Consider the following 18,698-nt stretch of genomic DNA (forward strand, 5'->3'; position numbering starts at 1 on the left):
TAATCAACAGAGCTCGGAATATCCGAGCTCTGTTGATTACTTAATGAACTTGAGTTAATCCCATACTTTCATAATAGCTACCAGGTTCTAAATCCATTCGCTGATTATAAAACATCCGTTGTTGCATAGTTCCAAGATATAAATAACTATCGCCTATATTTATCCGGGAAGGTGTCCATTGTAAAATATCATGTATGGGCCCATTGTACTGATCCGCACCTGTATCACGGGTATGATAAATTATGAAATCAACACTACGGGGGCTACCCGGTATTGTATGTGCCGCATCGGCCCAGAAATTTACGCTTACTTCCTGATCACGATTGTCTACAAATTCTGATGCTTCATATACCGTTTCGGTGATATTATAAGTCACATAGATAGGGGTGTACATAAGCCTTACACCCTCGATATCACCTGCAGATAAACCCGAACCCTGGAAAAAATAGCTTGGTAAATTTGGATTTAATGGCTGTATTTGTGGACTAGTGTTTCCAGCATATCCAACAGAACTATAATAATAATCGTATCCCATTACTGAGTTAAAATCATATGGACCCGTTTCAGCACCCATTTTATTATTTTGGATATATGTATCATAATCTGCAGTGAAGCTAGATTTGATATTGGAGTAGTTAATATACACATATAAATCTCTGTCAGCCCTTTGCTGTTCGTGAAATAATCCCACAGTGTGACCGATTTCATGAATAATTGTCTGTAAGGATACTACGCCATTTAATCTGATAAATTGCTGTCCGCCTTTCATGCCTATTTCAGAATCTCCTGCAGCGTTACCGTTTTGCGGGCAGCAAGTAAACGTGACATAGTTAGCCTGGTTAGTACGCTGAACAAATCGAATTGCAGTATTGCTCTCCCAATGAGCTATAGCAGCGTTTATAGTTGATACGTTATCAGGATTATCTATGGTGTAATAAATTGTTTTATTAGGCCATAGTTTTGTGAAATCGGTGTTAAACGTACTATTGAGATGGAGACTTGACTTTTTACTTTTCAAGGTGTCATTCATCAACATATTTACCTGCTCTTTTGATAGCACTATATCACCACCCATATAAAACTCACCAGTAGTAGTTTCAACAAGATGTAATGTGCTATGATTTGCAAAATGGAGCGTATGTAATTTACCAACAGGGCTGGGGGGAGTAAATGATACGTTGACATTTTTATTGGAGGGCTCAACTGTTAAGGATTGTTTTTTACATGATCCGATAGATAATATCAGAATGCCTAATACCAACGTTTTTACGCTAGTGGTAAAAATTTTTTTCTTTTTCATTGTGATAAGTTTAAGTTGTTAAAAAGTTCTTGTTACTCTTATACGGACAGTTTCTATAAAGGTTATGAGTGATTACCTTAGTTTAAGGCAACATAATAGCAAAGTGTACAGTTACTAACAAATTTTTAAAACTACCATAATAATAGAAATTCCATATTAAATAAATTTTACATAGGCTTACATGCATAAAAGAATTAATAAAATTATGGGATTTGAAAAAAAAGAAAATTTTGTTCTGTTAAGGGGTGTTTGCAACCTTAATGTGTTGAAAAACACTGAAAAATTGTTAACAATAACTTAACATAGGCATGCAAACCATTAATTATCTTTGCCCACAAAACAGGTTTATAATATTTAACTTAAACAAACAAAGTATGAGGAAGCATTTACTCATTTTATTAATTTCCATGTTCACCGCATGCGTAGCCTTTGCGCAGGTAACTACCAGTGCTATTTCTGGTACTATTAAAGACAGTAAGGGCGTAACATTGCCAGGTGCAACTGTTAAAGCAGTACACGTACCATCAGGTACAACGTACTCAACTTCAACCAACGCTAACGGTTTGTATACCATCCCTGGTATGCGTATCGGCGGTCCGTACAGGGTTGATGTCTCTTTCATTGGCTTTAAGTCAACTACTTACGAAGGTATTACCCTGCAATTAGGTCAAACCTTTATCCTTAACACTACATTGGCCGAAACCGGTGTAAATTTACAGGAGGTGAAAATCTCTGGCACTAAAGTAAATACTTCAGGTAAACTGGGTGCAAGCACCAACATTAACCGCGCGCAAATTGCTGCTTTGCCTTCAATTAGCCGCAGTATAGTTGATTATACGCGTTTAACCCCACAATCAACAGGTACAAGTTTTGCCGGGCGCGATAACCGCTTAAACAATACCACTGTGGATGGCGCTAACCTAAACAACACTTTCGGCACATCTTCAGACCCACTTCCGGGTGGTGGTGCACAGCCAATCTCAATCGAAGCTTACGATGAGATCTCGGTTAATATTGCCCCATTCGACGTTAGGCAGGCAGGCTTTACCGGTGCAGGTATATATGCTACTACAAAAAGCGGTACCAACACATTCCACGGTTCGGCTTATACCTATTATAAAGACCAATCTTTCAACGGTAACTACATCGGCGATAACTTTATCGGTAACAACGTAGCTAAATCAAAAACCAATACTTATGGTTTTACAGTAGGCGGCCCCATTATTAAAAATAAATTGTTCTTCTTTGCCAACTACGAAACTGAAAAATCAACCAACCCAGGTATTTCCTATTCACCAACCAATGGTTCAGGTACCGGCCAGGTTACACCGGCTACTGTTGCTGAGTTAACCAGCGTTCAGAATTATTTAAAAGGTAAAGGTTATGAAACCGGTGGCTTTGATAACTTCCCGGCTTTCCAGCCAAAGAAGAAAAACATTTTGGCTAAGTTGGACTGGAACATCAACGATAAAAATAAATTTACCATTAAATATAGCTACTTGAATGCAACCAGCGATCAGCAGGTCAATGCACAATCAATTGCTAACGGAGGGGCGTTTATTTCAAGCAATGTTACTACAGGTGTAGCTGCAGCCAGCCGTACCAATTTACCTAATCCACGTTATAGTGCAAATCAATCTATTGCTTTCCAGAACTCTAACTACGGTTTCAAAAACGTAGTTGCTACCGGTACTGCCGAGTTAAACACTCGTTTCAATTCAAGCATGAGCAATCAGTTATTGGTGGCCTTTAAAAAATATGATAACCCCCGTACCTTTGGTGGTTCGGTTTTCCCAACGATTGATATTTTTAATGGTGCTAACAGTAACTACATTACTGCTGGTATGGACCCGTTCACCAACAATAATGAGGTTATAGATAACTCTACCAGCTACACCGATAACTTCACCTATTATGCAGGCAAGCACACGTTAACTGCGGGTATCAATTACGAATACCAAAGGGTGGGTAACGCGTTTATGCCAGGTTCAAACGGTCATTACATCTACAACTCGTTAGATGATTTTCTGAATGACAGGGCGCCAATCTATTTTTCATACACCTATTCATTAATACCAGGTGTAGATAAAGTATTTTCAGCTGACTTGAAAATTGGTCAGTGGAGCGCTTATGTACAGGATGAGTACAATGTTAACCCCGACTTTAAATTAACTTACGGTATTCGTGTTGACAGACCTACTTATTTACAGGACCCGGTTGAAAACCCTCAGGTTACTGCGCTTCAGTTGCCAGATCAGAACGGTAACTTAAGATCATATAATGGCGGTAAATTCCCTACTACCAGATTCATCTTCTCGCCAAGGGTAGGTTTCCGCTTAAACTTGCTTGATGATAAATCATTAGTGTTACGTGGCGGTATGGGTATCTTTACCGGCCGTATCCCTTACGTATCATTAACCAACGCGCCAAGCAATAGCGGTATGTACCAGTTTGGTGGTATTGCCACAGCGGCACAACTGGCTACGATTAAATTTAATCCAAACCCGGCTACTTACGCAAACTTGTTCCCGCAAACAGCAGGTACAACTGCACAGCCAAACACCGCGTTGTTAGATCCTAACTACAAATTCCCGCAGGTTTTCCGTACCGATTTTGCTGCCGAGAAAAACTTAGGCAGTGGCTGGTCAGCATTATTTGAAGCTTTATATACTAAAGACATTAATGCTACCAAAGTGCGCAACGCTAACCTGAAAGCGCCTACAGGTACTATTAACGAAGGTGATTTAACCCGTATACGTTATGTGGGTACAGGTACTAACAATGCTGTACAAGCTATAGACCGTGCTATTTACCCTAACCTTAGTTCGGTAATTGTATTAGAGAACACTAACAAAGGATACTCTGCTGCCTTCACTGGCCAGTTAACTAAAGCGTTCAATAACGGATTAAGCGCAAGTGTTGCCTATACCTACACTGTTTCTAAAGAAGTTACCCCTAACGTAGGTTCAACTGCTACTTCGGTATGGCAAAGTAATTACAATGTAGGTACATCTAACGATGTCGAGCTGCGCAACTCAAGCTATTATGTACCTCACCGTATCGTAGCTAACGCCAGTTATAAATTCAATTACCTGGGTCATGCTTCAACTACTGTTGGTCTGTTCTTACAAGGTCAGGCAGGTGGCTCAAACTCAAGCTTACCTCCATTGAGCTATATCTATGGTAATGATATTAATGGTGATGGTAATGCGTCAGATTTGATGTACATCCCGAAACGTGCAAGCGAACTGAACATTGTTCAATATACCGCTACCGTAAATGGGGTTACTTATACTTACACCGTACAACAACAGCAAGCTGCTTTAGAGCAATTTATTAACAACACCCCGTACCTGAAAAAACACCGGGGCGAATTTGCCGACAGGAACGCTGCGTTCTTACCTTGGTACACCCGTGTTGATTTAAACGTTCTGCAAGATTTTTATATAAATACTGGCAACAACCACAAACACACCTTGGAATTTAGCGCAGTAGTACAAAACTTGCCAAACTTATTGAACAAGTATTGGGGTATCCAGAAATTTGCTACTACTACCTCACCGGTACTAACGGCAATTGACGCCACTACCGGCTTACCAACCTATACTGTTAGGCAGTTAAATGGCAAATTGGTTAATACTCCATTCCAGGATGCAACTTCTGCTACTACCTGGAGCATATTAATTGGTGCTAAATACATTTTCTAAATTGTTGTATTGTTTAATAGAAATAAAAAAAATGAAAATGAAAAAATATATAAGCGCTGCCTTAACCGGATTATTAGCTATCACCATGTTCTCGTGCACCAAAAAGGCCGATGTGGTTGGTATTGAAGCAAAGCTTCCGCCGGTACAATTGAGCAGCATAGGTTTAATTACCCCCGCTCCGTTTAGTACTACCAGTGTTATACAATTAACATTCGGTGCTACTTTAACCAAGTTAACACCAGGCGCATTTGATCTGGAGATATATGATAACACTACCTCTACCCAAACGCTGGTACAAACTATCCATTTTAATTCATGGTCTGGGTTTGATTCAACTACCCCGGCAACTACTCCGGCAACTACTCCGGTAGGTACTGCAGGTAAAATATCTTATACTAATCCGGATACAACTTACCCTAATACAATAGTGTATAATGGTACCATACTTATTAAATTAAATAAGTTAACATCAGGTAAGATATATACCCTTAAAGGTTATGCCCGCACCAGTGATGGCCAGGTTTCAACCTTTACCATTAGCAAACTGTTTACAGTTAGTTAATTGCTAAGGTTATAATGATTAAAGCCCTGGTTGCATATGCAACCAGGGCTTTTTTTGTTGTATCTGCATCATACCGAATTTATTTCGGCATCTCATTACAAGGTATATGTGAAAGCTTTGCATGTGAGATCCTGAAACAAGTTCAGGATGACGGTATGAGTATTTATTCTCCGCGTCATGCCGAATTTATTTCGGCATCCCATTACGAGGTCCATCATGTGAAAACTTTACAAGTGGAGCTGAACAAGTTCAGGATACGTATATGCCTAAAATCAGGATTAATTGTAAATAAACTCCCCAAACTCTGAACGCACAGTTACATGTTTCTTGTCCGAAGCTTCCACATGGCCAATAATCTGCGCATCTACGTTAAAGCTTTTTGATATGGCTATCAGTTCATCGGCAATAGCGCGGGGTACATATATTTCCATACGGTGGCCCATATTAAATACTTTATACATTTCCTGCCAGCTGGTGCCCGATTCGCTTTGGATCAGTTTAAACAATGGTGGGGCAGGGAACAGGTTATCTTTTATAATGTGCAGGTTATTAATAAAATGCAGCACCTTGGTTTGCGCGCCGCCGCTACAATGTACCATGCCATGTATTTGCGGGCGGTACTTGTCTAATATCCGTTTGATAATAGGCGCGTAGGTGCGTGTTGGAGATAGCACCAGCTTGCCTGCGGTAATGCTTTGACCGTTGCCTATATCAACCATATCCGTTAGCTGTTTACTGCCCGAGAATACTAAATCCTGAGGAACGGCAGGGTCATAGCTTTCGGGGTAGCTGTTGGCAACCGATTTATTGAACACATCGTGCCGAGCCGAAGTAAGGCCGTTTGAACCCATACCACCATTATATTCGGTTTCATAGGTGGCTTGTCCCGATGAGGATAAGCCCACAATCACGTCGCCGGGCTGTATGGTATGGTTTGATATCACCTCGCTGCGTTTCATACGGCAGGTAACGGTTGAATCGACAATAATAGTGCGTACCAGGTCGCCCACATCGGCGGTTTCACCACCTGTTGAATAAATGCCTATACCAGCTGAACGCAGATCGGCTAAAACTTCTTCGGTACCGTTTATCACCGCGGCAATCACTTCGCCGGGTATCAGGTTTTTATTACGGCCGATGGTTGATGACAGCAGGATATTATCGGTAGCGCCTACGCATAGCAAATCGTCAAGGTTCATAATAACCGCATCCTGCGCGATACCACGCCATACGGAAATATCGCCGGTTTGCTTCCAGTAGCTATAAGCTAAAGACGATTTGGTACCTGCCCCATCGGCATGCATAATGTTGCACCATGCAGGGTCGTTACTTAAAATATCCGGAATTATTTTGCAGAAAGCCTGGGGGAAGATACCCTTATCAATGTTTTTAATGGCATTGTGTACATCATCCTTAGATGCGGATACGCCTCTTTGGTCATACCTTTGCGAAGAAGTCATGGGCAAATATAATCATATAAATTGTCATTGCGAGGAGCTTGTTAGGGAAAGAGCGAAAGTGCGACGTGGCAATCTCGTAGTTTGATTAGCATACTACGAGATTGCCACGCTATCGCTCGCAATGACAAAGGGTTTACTGCGCCTTCGGATGTTTACTTACATACTGGTACAATTGCGTGCCACTAAGCAGGAAAGCGCCTACGCCATACACTTCGGTGCTGTTAAAATCGACACCGTCAGGTGCGGCGCCAATGCGCTGTACATAGCCTAACATACCATCGGGGTGGACAGATGAAGTAAGCGCAGCCCAGGCTTTTTTAGCTACTGGCCAATAGGTTTTTTCATCTAACAAACCATGGTTCAGTCCCCACAAAATAGAATAGCAGTAAAACCCGGTGCCGCTGGTTTCTTTAACCGGATAGCTTTCCGGGTCCAACAGCGATGCATGCCAGCTGCCATCAGGCTGTTGGATTGAAGCTATTTTGGCTTCCATATCTTTATAAAGCGTTTCGAACCTTTTCCTGTCGGGATGGTTGGCAGGCATATTATCAAGCACCCTTACCAGGCCGCCCAGCACCCAGCCATTGCCACGGCTCCAAAATACTTTTTTGCCATTCTTTTCTTTCTTTTGCAGGTAACTACCATCGCGAAAGTATAAGTGCTCCTCATTATCGTACAGGTAATCTGTCGTTTTCCACCATAGTTTGCTGGCAGTGTTCAGGTATTTCGGGTCGCCAGTTGCAGTACTTAAGTAGCTAAGCGCGGTTGGCCCCATAAATAAGGCATCGCACCAGGCCCACTCGCGCAATTGTATGCGGTTCTTCCATTCCAGGCCTTCATCATGCGGTTTAGCCACAATGCTATCAGCTAACTGAATGAACGGCGCAATCATTTTTTTGTCTTTATATTTCATATACAGCAACGAATATATTTGCCCGATGCAATAATCATCGGCCATAAAGCGGCTTTTACCGGTATTCCAATTCAGCGAGTTGCCAACGTTAACCAGGAAATCAAGATATTTATCATTCCCTTTCATGCTGCCAAACGCGTACAACCCCGTATACGCGGCGGCGTTTGTCCAGTCAACTTTAGGGTGCTTAAAGCCGGTGGTGTTCCAGGCGTTCAGTTGCCAGTCGGCAACCTTATGCATAATGTTTACAATGTATTTCTTCTTTAAGGTCGAATCTTTTTCCATGCCTCGTGCCGATGCAACGGGCTGATAACCTATAAAAAGTGCTGCAGCAGTAAAAGCAGCAAATAATTTGTTTTTAGCAGATGACATTTTAATTGGTTTGCGATGATTAAGTTTTTAAAGGTATATAATTATTGCATTCCGGCGAAAACTCAGGATGCGCAATTAATTCAACGTAATTAACCTCGCATAACACTATACGCACCTAAACATTTTTGTAGCTTGAAATGATATAAGGGTTTTTTATACATTTATTCTATTAAACATTACCGTTAAAATGAAAGATAAAATACGCTGGGGCATTTTGAGTACCGCCAAAATAGCACGCACACAGGTTATACCCGCTATAAAACAAAGCCAGTTGGGCCAGGTGGCTGCTATTGCATCATCAGATAAAAACAAAGCCGAACAAACGGCCGCCGATTTGGATATTCCCAAGGCTTATGGCAGTTATAAGGAATTGTTAAATGACCCTGGTATAGACGCGCTGTATATCCCGCTGCCCAACCAAATGCATGTTGATTATACCCTGCAAGCCCTGGCGGCGGGCAAACATGTACTGTGCGAAAAGCCTATCGGCCTGAACGTCCGCGATGCACAGCGCCTGATTGATGGTACCGCGCAATACCCGCATTTGAAAGTAATGGAAGCCTTTATGTACCGCTTTCATCCGCAATGGCAAAAGGCTAAACAATTGGTTGATGACGGCGCACTGGGCGGAGTGAGAAATGTACAATGCACGTTCTCATACTACAACGTTGATGCCGGCAATATTCGGAATAAAGCGGGTGGCGGGGCATTAATGGATATAGGCTGCTATTGTATCTCCTTTCCCCGGTTTATTTTTAACGCCGAGCCTGAGCGGGTGGTCGGTCTGTTAAACATCGACGCTAATTTTGGGGTAGATGCCCTAACATCGGGCCTGTTGGATTTTGGCAGCGGCAGGCAGGCTACTTTTACCTGTTCCACACAATTAGAACCATTTCAACAATTAAACATATTTGGTGCTAAAGGCCGGCTGGAAATAGAAATACCAGTTAATGCACCTAACGATACGCCATGCCGCCTGTTTTTACAACGTGACCGCATTGTTGAAGAAATTATTATACCCATAACTAACCAATACACCCAACAGGTTGACGCATTTGCCAAAGCCATATTAAATGATACGCCTGTACCAACCCCTTTAAGCGATGCGCTGGGGAACATGCGGGTGATTGATGCACTGTTTGAAAGCGGAAAGAAAGGGGAGTGGGCCCACCTGTAGGCGACTGACCATATTTTCCTCGTAACGTTATCATTACATACACAGAGGCGATATCGGGCATGATAAGATTATACAATATGTTGTAAATATGTTATATGAAAACTGCCCGAACAGGCCGCATATTTGAAATACATTATTATAACCTGCTAAGTATAACCTACCGGAAATGAGTAAAAATTTAATACGCCTGACAACTTTGGCTGTTGCCTTGATATTTGTTAAAACGGCCCAAGCACAATACCCCAGGATACCGCCTGCTGTGCAAGCCAAAGCCGATTCGGCATTGGATGAAGCCAAAAAGCGTTCGGACATTGCCTGGGCCAAAGCCCTTCCAATTATTGAACGTAATGAAAAGGAAGGCAAACCATATATCCCCTGGGCTAATAAACCATCTGATTTGCCACAAGCTAAAATCCCCGCATTCCCTGGTGCTGAAGGGGGTGGTATGTATACCTCCGGTGGTCGCGGCGGGAGGGTTATTGTAGTAACCAGCCTGGCCGATCATGGCCCGGGTACCCTGCGCGAAGCCTGCGAACAAGGCGGCCCGCGTATTATTGTTTTTAATGTATCGGGGATTATCCATTTGACCGATCCTATCAGTATCCGTGCGCCTTATATTACTATTGAAGGCCAGTCTGCCCCCGGCGATGGCATCTGTGTGGCGGGTGAATCAACCTGGATAGATACGCACGATGTGGTGATCCGTTACCTGCGGTTCCGTCGCGGCGCTACTGATGTGGCCCGCCGTGATGACGCTTTGGGCGGTAACCCGGTGGGTAATATTATTATCGACCATGTAAGCGCAAGCTGGGGCTTAGATGAGAACATGTCCATTTATCGCCATGTATACGATAGAAAAGGCCAGAAACAAGAGAAGATGGCTACTACTAATGTAACTATCCAAAACTCTATCTTCTCGGAAGCACTTGATACTTATAACCACGCTTTCGGCAGTACTATTGGCGGCCATAACAGCACGTTTATGCGCAACCTGTGGGCCAACAATATTGCCCGTAACCCATCCGTTGGTATGGACGAAGATTTTGGCTTCTTCAACAACGTAGTATTTAACTGGTGGAACCGCAGCGCCGATGGCGGCGATAACAAATCGCTGTTCAACTTCATAAACAACTATTTTAAACCGGGACCTATTACCCCTATGAACGAGCCGATCGGCCACCGGATATTGAAACCTGAAGCAGGCCGTGACCCGGCAAATAAGAGCCATTACGGGAAAGTATACGTAAGCGGCAATATTATGGAAGGCAACGAGCGTGTAACCAAAAACAACTGGGACGGCGGTGTGCAAATACAGGATATGCCCGATGCCGGCCGCTATACTGACAGCATCCGCGCCGATAAGCCATTGCCGATAATGAACCCGGTTACCATCATTCCTGCTAAAGATGCCTGGACCTACGTGCTGGCTAACGCAGGTTGCTCATTACCCAAACGCGACCCGGTTGATGAGCGTATTGTAGAAGATGTGCGCACCGGTAAAATTAAATATGCTACCAGCGGGATCATAGAACATATTGGCGCCAAATATGTAAAAGAACGCCTGCCAGATAGTTATAAGCAAGGTATCATCAGCGATATTAGCCAGGTTGGCGGTTACCCCGAATATAAAGGTATCCCATATAAAGACACGGATAATGACGGTATCCCCGACGCTTATGAAACCGCCCATGGACTGAACCCTAAAGATGCGTCTGATTCGCCGAAGCTGGCTAAGAATGGGGGCGGGTATAGCAATATTGAAGTTTACCTGAATAGCCTGGTACCGTTAAAAGCAGTGTCGCCTAAATAGTATAATTTGGTTTATAGTATATAATTGGTAGCGCCTCCCGTTTGGTTTCGGGGGGCGTTTTTTATTTTTTAGCTGTTCTTCTTGAGAATGCGATAATCCTGTCGATTTTTATTCCTTATTATTTATAATTATTTATTCTTATTCGTTTTTATCGATTTTTATTAGTTTTTGTCTGCAATTGTGAATTTAGTTTTGTACCGAATTATTCTTACGTTTATCAGTAATATGTCAGGAAATAAAATACATTGACATATTTCGATATATCTATTTACATTTGAATCGGAAAAGGAAGTAAGTTGTGGATTTAAAAAAATTTGAGCGCATATCTAAAGCCCTCAGCGACCCTAACAGGGTATGTATATTGCAGGAGATCAAAAAGAAGAATAACTGCTTGTATTGTACCGAGATACATGATTTTGTCACCCTGGCGCAACCATCTATCTCGCATCACGTAAAGCAGCTTACAGATGCAGATCTGATCATCCCTGAAAAAGAAGGGCGCAACCTTAAATATACGCTGAACGAAGAAGTGCTGGACGAATACATCAACTACCTTAATAAATTAAAAGGTTAATACTGTCCCCTGTCTTCCCTGGCGTCAAGCGCAGAATTAATACATCTATACATTTAAATACATAAATATATGAAAAATCAATTACATCAACACCATTACCCGGCAATCATTTCAGATACACTTGCTTTATAGCTATAGTATCCTGCATTTTTATCAATAATATATTGAAACATTTAAATAATTGAATATGAAAACTCAACATAACTTCATCAATTTTAAAACAGGCTTATTAGCCGTCATTATCCCGGCCATGTTTTTGGGCTGGGTAAGCTGTACTACCGAAGCTAAAAACGCATCTGCAACAAAATCGCCAGCCGCTGCCCCCGTTGGCGTACCGGTTGACGCTGTTATACTAAAACCGGAAACTATTAAAGACGAAATGGAAGCTACCGGTACCCTGGTGGCCAACCAGGCCGTTGATATTGTAAGCGAACTGAACCGCAAAGTTATTAGCGTGAACGTGAAAGAAGGCAGTGTGGTAGGCACGGGTGCTTTATTGTTCCAGTTAGATGATGCCGATTTGCAGGCTCAGTTAGAACAGCTTTTACAGCAACAAAAATTGGCCCGCCTGAACGAGCAACGCCTGAAAGACCTGATACAGCACCAGGCCGTTATCCAGCAGGATTACGACCAGACTTTCACTAACTTAAAAGTGATAGAGGCGCAGGTGCAGCAACTGCGGGTAATGATTGCAAAAACCCGTATCCGCGCGCCATTTAGCGGCCGTATTGGTATCATTCACGTTTATCCCGGTTCTTTTGTTACCCCGCAAACGGTGCTGACCAACATTGAGGATTATACGCGTTTGAAGCTTGATTTCACCGTGCCCGAAAAATACGCCGCGGTATTACGCGAAGGCAGCAAGGTAAAGTTCACTGTCGAATCGAACGAGAAAACTTATACCGCTACCGTACAGGCGCATGAAAGTAAATTAGATCAAAACACCCGCACGCTGTTGATCCGTGCTGTGAGCGCTAACCCTAAAGAGGAAATTTTACCGGGACAAAGCGCGCGTTTAAACATCGCCTTAAACTCGGCCCCTAATTCGCTGATGGTGCCGTCGCAGGCGCTAATGCCATCATCGCAAGGATATACGGTTTATGCTATTAAAAACAACAAAGCCACTATGATCCCTATCCAAACAGGTCAGCGCAGCGACCGTAACGTGCAAGTATTAAGTGGCTTAGCAGCCGGCGATACGCTGATCACCAGTAACCTGATGCGCCTTTCACCGGGTGCGGCAGTACAGGTGGCTACTATTAATTCAATCCAAAACTAATCATCATCATGAGTGCTATATCACAAATGAGTATATCCCGGCCGGTGCTGGCAGGAGTAATGTCAGTTTTACTGATACTCTTCGGCATCGTCGGTTATACATTCCTGGGCACACGGGAATATCCCGTTACCGATTCGCCCATTGTAACCATAACCACGGTTTACCCTGGTGCCAGCGCCGACATTATTGCGTCGCAGGTAACCAAACCGTTGGAAGAAGCTATTGCCGAAGCAAACGGCATCCGCGCCATATCATCTGTATCGCGCGAACAAGTAAGTGTTATTACTGTAGAATTTAACCTGAGCACCGACCTGGAAGCCGCCGCTAATGATGTGCGCGACAAAGTTTCCAAATCGCGTAATCAGTTACCTACGGATATTGAACCCACAGTTGTAGAAAAATCCGGCCCGCCGGATATATTGGTATTCCTTACCGTAAAAAGTAAAACCAAAAGTCTGGAAGACGTTACCGATTTTGTAAACATCAATATTAAGGAAAGCCTGCAATCTATCCCCGGCGTAAGGCTTGTTGATAGTTATGCGGGGCGCAAGCGCTCTATGCGTTTAAGGATGGACCCCGTTAAAATGGCATCGTACGGTTTAACTCCCGGGGATATCCAGGACGCTTTGCAGCGCGAGAATGTGGATTTGCCAAGCGGCCGTATTGAAGGCCAGAACAGTGAAGTTACCCTGCGTACCCAGGGCAGGCTGGTAACCGAAGAGGATTTTAATAATATGATCCTGAGCCAGAAAGATGGCGCTATTGTGCGTTTCCGCGATATTGGAACTGCGGTAATGTCATCGCAAAACGAGCGTACCGCCATGATAGAGTTTGATGGCAAAACGGCCAGCTATGGTGTAGGTACAGGTGTGCAGCCTCAACGCGGCGCTAACTCGCTGGCTATTGTAGAGGAGTTTAAGAAAAAATTTGAAGAGATCAAAAAAAGTGCGCCTAAGGAATACGATATCGCTTTGGGTAAAGACTTTACCGTGCCGGTACGTAACTCGCTATCGGAAGTAAAGGAAACGCTTATTATCGCCTTCGGCTTGGTAGCGCTGATCATTTTCATCTTCCTGCGCGACTGGCGCAGCACCATCATCCCATTAGTGGCTATCCCGGTATCTATCATTTCAGCCTTCTTTATCATGTATATCGCCGGGTTCTCCATCAACGTGTTAACGCTGTTAGGATTAGTATTGGCCATAGGCCTGGTGGTGGACGACGCGATTGTAGTGCTGGAGAACATTTACAGCAAGGTAGAAAAAGGTATGTCGCCAATTGAGGCGGCTCGGAAAGGGTCGGACGAGATCTACTTTGCGGTTATCTCAACAACTATTACCCTGGCTGCTGTGTTCCTGCCTATCTTGTTCCTTGGCGGCATAACCGGGCGTTTATTCCGCGAGTTTGCTATTGTGGTATCAGGTTCGGTACTAATATCGGCTTTTGTAGCATTAACCTTATCGCCAATGATGAGCGCTTACCTGTTGAAGGCCAATGCATCGCATAGTTGGTTATACCGCAAAACCGAGCCATGGTTTGTGGCTATAAATAACGGTTACGGCAAATCGCTGGCTTTGTTTTTAAAACACCGCTGGTTAGGGTTTGTCCTGCTGTTTGCATCGTTCGGTATTGCTTATCTCATCTTACCCAAACTGCCATCAGAACTGGCGCCGCTGGAAGACCGTTCCATGATAGGCCTTGCTGTAATTGCCCCCGAGGGTACATCGTACGAAAGTATGGAGAATACCATGAAACAAGTGGGCAATTTTGTAAACGATTCAGTCCCCGATTTAAATGGCGGGCGTACCTATTCGGGTATCGCAGCCTCGGTTGGTACGCTGGCACAGCCGGTTAACGGTGGTTTCCAATGGATCTTTTTAAAGGACCCTAAAGACCGTAAAAGCGGGCTGACCCAGCAACAGGTATTCCAGAAACTGGTAGTGGCATCGCAGAAGTTCCGCAATGTGCTGATCATCCCTATACAAATACCAACCATTGGCGGCTTTGCAACCACGCAGCCGGTGCAGTACGTAATAAAAGCGCCCGATTTGCAGCAACTGATAAAAGTAATGCCGAAAATAATGGGGGCGGTTTATACCAATCCTAAGTTAACTTTCCAGGATCCCGATTTTAAGGTGAACCGTCCGGAGATCAGTATTTCTATCGATCGTCAGCGTGCTGCGCAACTGGGCATATCAACCCAGGAGATAGGTAAAACCCTGCAACTGGCCCTGTCAGGCCGCCGTTATGGCTACTTTATTTATAACGACAGACAGTACGAAGTGATTGGTCAGTTAGACAGGAAAGAGCGTGCGGCGCCTTACGATTTGCGTTCGCTGTTCCTGAAAGCGGGTAACGCCCAGATGGTATCGCTGGATAACCTGGTGAATTTAAAGGAAGGCATCAGTCCGCCGGCCATTTACAGGTACAATCAATCCTACGCGGTAACTATTAGCGCTACGCCTGCAGCAGGTGTAAGTTTAGGCGAAGCACTGCAGGAAATGGACAAAATAGCCGCTAAAGAACTGCCTAAAGGTTTCACAACCGCACTGGCCGGCCAAAGCCGCGATTTTAGCGAAAGCAGCTCAAGCTTAATATACGCTTTTATATTCGCTATAGTGTTAATTTACCTGGTGCTGGCTGCCCAGTTTGAAAGTTTGATCGATCCGTTCATCATCCTTTTAACCGTGCCAATGGCCGTTACCGGGGCAGTGCTTAGTTTATGGGCGAGCGGGCACACCGTTAATATATTCAGCGAGATAGGTATTATTATGCTGATAGGGCTGATCACTAAAAACGGTATCCTTATCGTAGAGTTTGCCAATCATAATAAAGGGGAAGGCCAATCCATTAAGGACGCGGTACGCAATGCGGCTATCTCCCGTTTCCGGCCGATATTAATGACCACACTGGCCATGATATTTGGTACCCTGCCTATTGCTTTGGCCAACGGCAGCAGGCAATCGTTAGGTATAGTGGTAGTAGGCGGACTGGTGTTTGCCGGTATCCTTACCCTGTATGTTATCCCGGCTGTATATTCCTTCTTTGCCCGTCCTGCCCGTAAAAAGGCAGAAGTGGAGGGGCAGGAATTAAAAGCAGCCTCACAAATTCAGTTACAATATGAAGAATCAATTTAAGGCACACGCGCTTGCATGGGCGGTGCTGCTGATATTTGCTTTGGCGGTGTCCAAAGCGCATGCCCAATCGCATATTGATTTGGGTATAAATGATGCCGTGCGATTAGCCGGCATACATAACCGCGAACTAAAAAGCGACTCGCTGAACATAGGCAAGGCGCAACAACAAACTGTAATATCGCGCGCCTTGTTGCTGCCTAATATCGGTATCACGGGGCAGTACCAAAGGTATTTTCAAAAGCCGGTTTTCTTTGGTTTGGGTGGTGCCCCAGCTACTTCAGGCAGTATACCTTATAGCCGCTTTGGTGGCGATGACCAGGTTGGCGCACAGGTGGGTTTGGTACAATCCTTATACAACCCTTCGGCCACAGCCGGGCTAAAGCAAGCAAAGCTTTACGAAAAACAAGCCGGGCTGCTGTATCGCGATAAAGAAGCCGACATAACCGCTACGGTAAAACAGGTTTACCTGCGCATGCTGGTTTTGGGCAAAAGGCTGCAATTGCAAAAAGAAAGCATTACCCGAAACAAAAAAGCGCTGGAAGATTCCCGTTCATTACTGGCACAAGGTAAGGCCCTGCGCGTTGATACCCTGCGCGCCTTCACCAACCTGAAAAACCTGGAACCTGATATTTTGCGGTTAACCTACGCTATTGAGGTGAGCAGGCAGCAGTTAAAAGTTTTGCTTGCGCTGGATGAGAAAACGGAAGTGAACCTAACCGACACGTTATCCTACAATGCAGGGGATGTGTTACCGGACGAAGAAGGTTTGTATAAAGAAGCCCTCGCCCAGCGCCCCGACCTGAAAGCTTTGGAATTAAATAAAACCATTAGCCAAAGCCAGGTTGATATTGCCAAAGCCGGCAAGCTGCCGGTGCTTAATTTGGTGGGCCAGTACCAGGTGCAAAGCCAGGCCAATGGTTTCAAATGGTCGGGCAGTAGTTGGCCGCCGGTATCGTTCGCAGGTTTACAGTTTGCTATCCCAATATTCTCTGGCAATTCCAACAAAGCCAAAGTAGCCCGGGCTAAGATTGAGGTAGAACAATCTACCGTTAACTATACCAACGCGCGGGAGCAACTGCGGGTGGGTGTAAAACAGGTGATAGCTAATTTGGCCGAAACCAATCAGCGTATACAAATACAGGCGAAAGTAGCGGAAACCGCTGCCCTGAGTTACAATATTACGCAGTACAGGTATGAAAGAGGAGTAGCATCGCGTTTGGAATTGCTTGACGCGGAACTTGGTTTAACTACCGCAAAATCAAACTACCTGGAAGCAATATATGATTATCAGTCAGCCAAGATCGATCTGGAACGCGTATTGGCCAGTAAGAATTAATAACCAGTATCATAATTTAAAAGCCGGGTAAACACAAGTTTGCCCGGCTTTTTAACGCAAGCGTAATTGCATATCCATTATAATAAACTGCTCATTTGCTGTAAACCTTCCAACCTAAAGTGTTTTAGTTTTATGTTGATTATCAAACCAGCATCAACCATGACTAAACCCTGCCTGAAACTGAAGTTATTGCTATGTGTTTTTATTTTATTTACGGCTTGCACTTTTGTTATCGCGCAAAGCAAAAAAACTAAATTTAAGGTGATCGCTTTTTACACCGCTAAGCAAGACCTGGCGCATATTAGCTTTGTGCACGAGGCAAACCCATGGTTCGCTAAAATGGCTGACAAATATAATTTCCAGTACGATTCAACCACCAACTGGAATAATATGAATGCCAAATTCCTGGCCCAATACCAGGTTGTGCTATTTTTAGATACCCGTCCCGAAGGTGCCGATCAGCGTGCTGAATTTCAAAAATATATGGAAAACGGCGGTGGCTGGCTGGGGTTTCACTTCGCTGCATTTGCCATGAACCAATCGGGCGTACCGCAAAATTGGGACTGGTACCATAATACGTTCTTAGGTTCGGGGCAATATGTAAGCAACACCTGGCGGCCAACATCAGCTATATTACGGGTAGAGGATAAGCAGCACCCGGCAGTAAAAGGCCTGCCCAAAACATTTAAGGCATCGCCGAACGAGTGGTACCGCTGGGAGCGCGACCTGCGCCAAAACCCCGACATCCGCATATTATGCGCTATAGATAGCGCCAGCTTCCCCTTGGGTACCGGGCCAAAACAAAGTGAGATATGGCACAGCGGTTATTATCCGGTAGTATGGAGCAACAGTAAGTACCGAATGGTATACATTAACATGGGGCACAACGATATGGACTATGAACACAAGTACGATAAAACTAATAAAACCCTGTCAAGCACCTTTGGCAGCGAGATGGAAAGTAAGCTGATCCTTAACGCGTTGTTATGGTTGGGTGCGGGGAAAGGGAACAGCAAATGATTTTATCCATCCGTACCATGAATTTATCCATTGAATAAATGATTGATTTGG

12 protein-coding genes are annotated in these 18,698 nt (G+C 44.1%); 9 read left to right on the top strand and 3 right to left on the bottom strand.

The window, feature by feature from the left end:
* Positions 1-40 precede the first annotated feature (40 nt).
* Complete coding sequence (locus IRJ18_RS05360; RefSeq protein WP_194105167.1) at positions 41-1,300, bottom strand: M12 family metallopeptidase; 1,260 nt, start codon at positions 1,298-1,300, stop codon at positions 41-43.
* A 374-nt stretch (positions 1,301-1,674) separates the two neighbouring features.
* Here IRJ18_RS05360 and IRJ18_RS05365 point away from each other — a divergent pair, with 374 nt between their 5' ends.
* Both IRJ18_RS05365 and IRJ18_RS05370 read left to right on the top strand, forming a co-directional pair.
* A complete protein-coding gene (locus tag IRJ18_RS05365) occupies positions 1,675-5,007 on the top strand; it encodes a TonB-dependent receptor (RefSeq protein WP_194105168.1) in 3,333 nt (1,110 codons plus the stop codon).
* Positions 5,008-5,044: 37 nt separating this feature from the next.
* On the top strand, positions 5,045-5,569 hold the full coding sequence (locus tag IRJ18_RS05370; RefSeq protein ID WP_194105169.1) for a hypothetical protein: 525 nt from the start codon (positions 5,045-5,047) through the stop codon (positions 5,567-5,569).
* 278 nt (positions 5,570-5,847) lie between these two features.
* Here the strand turns inward: IRJ18_RS05370 and IRJ18_RS05375 are convergent, their stop codons facing one another.
* Entirely contained in the window at positions 5,848-7,029 is a 1,182-nt protein-coding gene (locus IRJ18_RS05375; protein WP_194105170.1) for an AIR synthase related protein, read from the bottom strand.
* Between the two features lie 133 nt (positions 7,030-7,162).
* Positions 7,163-8,314, bottom strand: coding sequence for a glycoside hydrolase family 88/105 protein (locus IRJ18_RS05380; protein WP_194105171.1), 1,152 nt, complete (start codon positions 8,312-8,314; stop codon positions 7,163-7,165).
* 187 nt (positions 8,315-8,501) lie between these two features.
* Between IRJ18_RS05380 and IRJ18_RS05385 the strand changes: the two genes are divergently transcribed.
* From IRJ18_RS05385 to IRJ18_RS05415, 7 genes are all read left to right on the top strand, one after another.
* Positions 8,502-9,491 carry a Gfo/Idh/MocA family protein gene (locus tag IRJ18_RS05385; RefSeq protein ID WP_194105172.1) on the top strand — a complete coding sequence of 330 codons (990 nt, stop codon included), beginning with the start codon at positions 8,502-8,504 and terminating at the stop codon, positions 9,489-9,491.
* Positions 9,492-9,657: 166 nt separating this feature from the next.
* The gene (locus IRJ18_RS05390; protein ID WP_194105173.1) at positions 9,658-11,301 is read left to right on the top strand and encodes a polysaccharide lyase; all 1,644 of its coding nucleotides are present in this window, start codon (positions 9,658-9,660) and stop codon (positions 11,299-11,301) included.
* A gap of 298 nt (positions 11,302-11,599) precedes the next feature.
* On the top strand, positions 11,600-11,875 hold the full coding sequence (locus tag IRJ18_RS05395) for an ArsR/SmtB family transcription factor (protein ID WP_194105174.1): 276 nt from the start codon (positions 11,600-11,602) through the stop codon (positions 11,873-11,875).
* A gap of 187 nt (positions 11,876-12,062) precedes the next feature.
* Positions 12,063-13,154: an efflux RND transporter periplasmic adaptor subunit gene (locus IRJ18_RS05400; RefSeq protein WP_194105175.1), complete on the top strand. Its 1,092-nt coding sequence runs from the start codon at positions 12,063-12,065 to the stop codon at positions 13,152-13,154.
* Between the two features lie 8 nt (positions 13,155-13,162).
* Positions 13,163-16,291, top strand: a complete 3,129-nt coding sequence (locus tag IRJ18_RS05405) for an efflux RND transporter permease subunit (RefSeq protein WP_194105176.1) — start codon at positions 13,163-13,165, stop codon at positions 16,289-16,291.
* Positions 16,275-17,627 carry a TolC family protein gene (locus tag IRJ18_RS05410; protein WP_194105177.1) on the top strand — a complete coding sequence of 451 codons (1,353 nt, stop codon included), beginning with the start codon at positions 16,275-16,277 and terminating at the stop codon, positions 17,625-17,627. Before IRJ18_RS05405 ends, IRJ18_RS05410 begins: the two co-directional genes overlap by 17 nt.
* Positions 17,628-17,786: 159 nt before the next feature.
* Positions 17,787-18,647 (top strand): ThuA domain-containing protein, encoded by an 861-nt coding sequence (locus tag IRJ18_RS05415; RefSeq protein WP_194105178.1) that lies wholly within the window; start codon positions 17,787-17,789, stop codon positions 18,645-18,647.
* Positions 18,648-18,698: the final 51 nt, after the last annotated feature.

It is taken from the genome of Mucilaginibacter boryungensis (assembly GCF_015221995.1).
GTDB lineage: Bacteria > Bacteroidota > Bacteroidia > Sphingobacteriales > Sphingobacteriaceae > Mucilaginibacter > Mucilaginibacter boryungensis.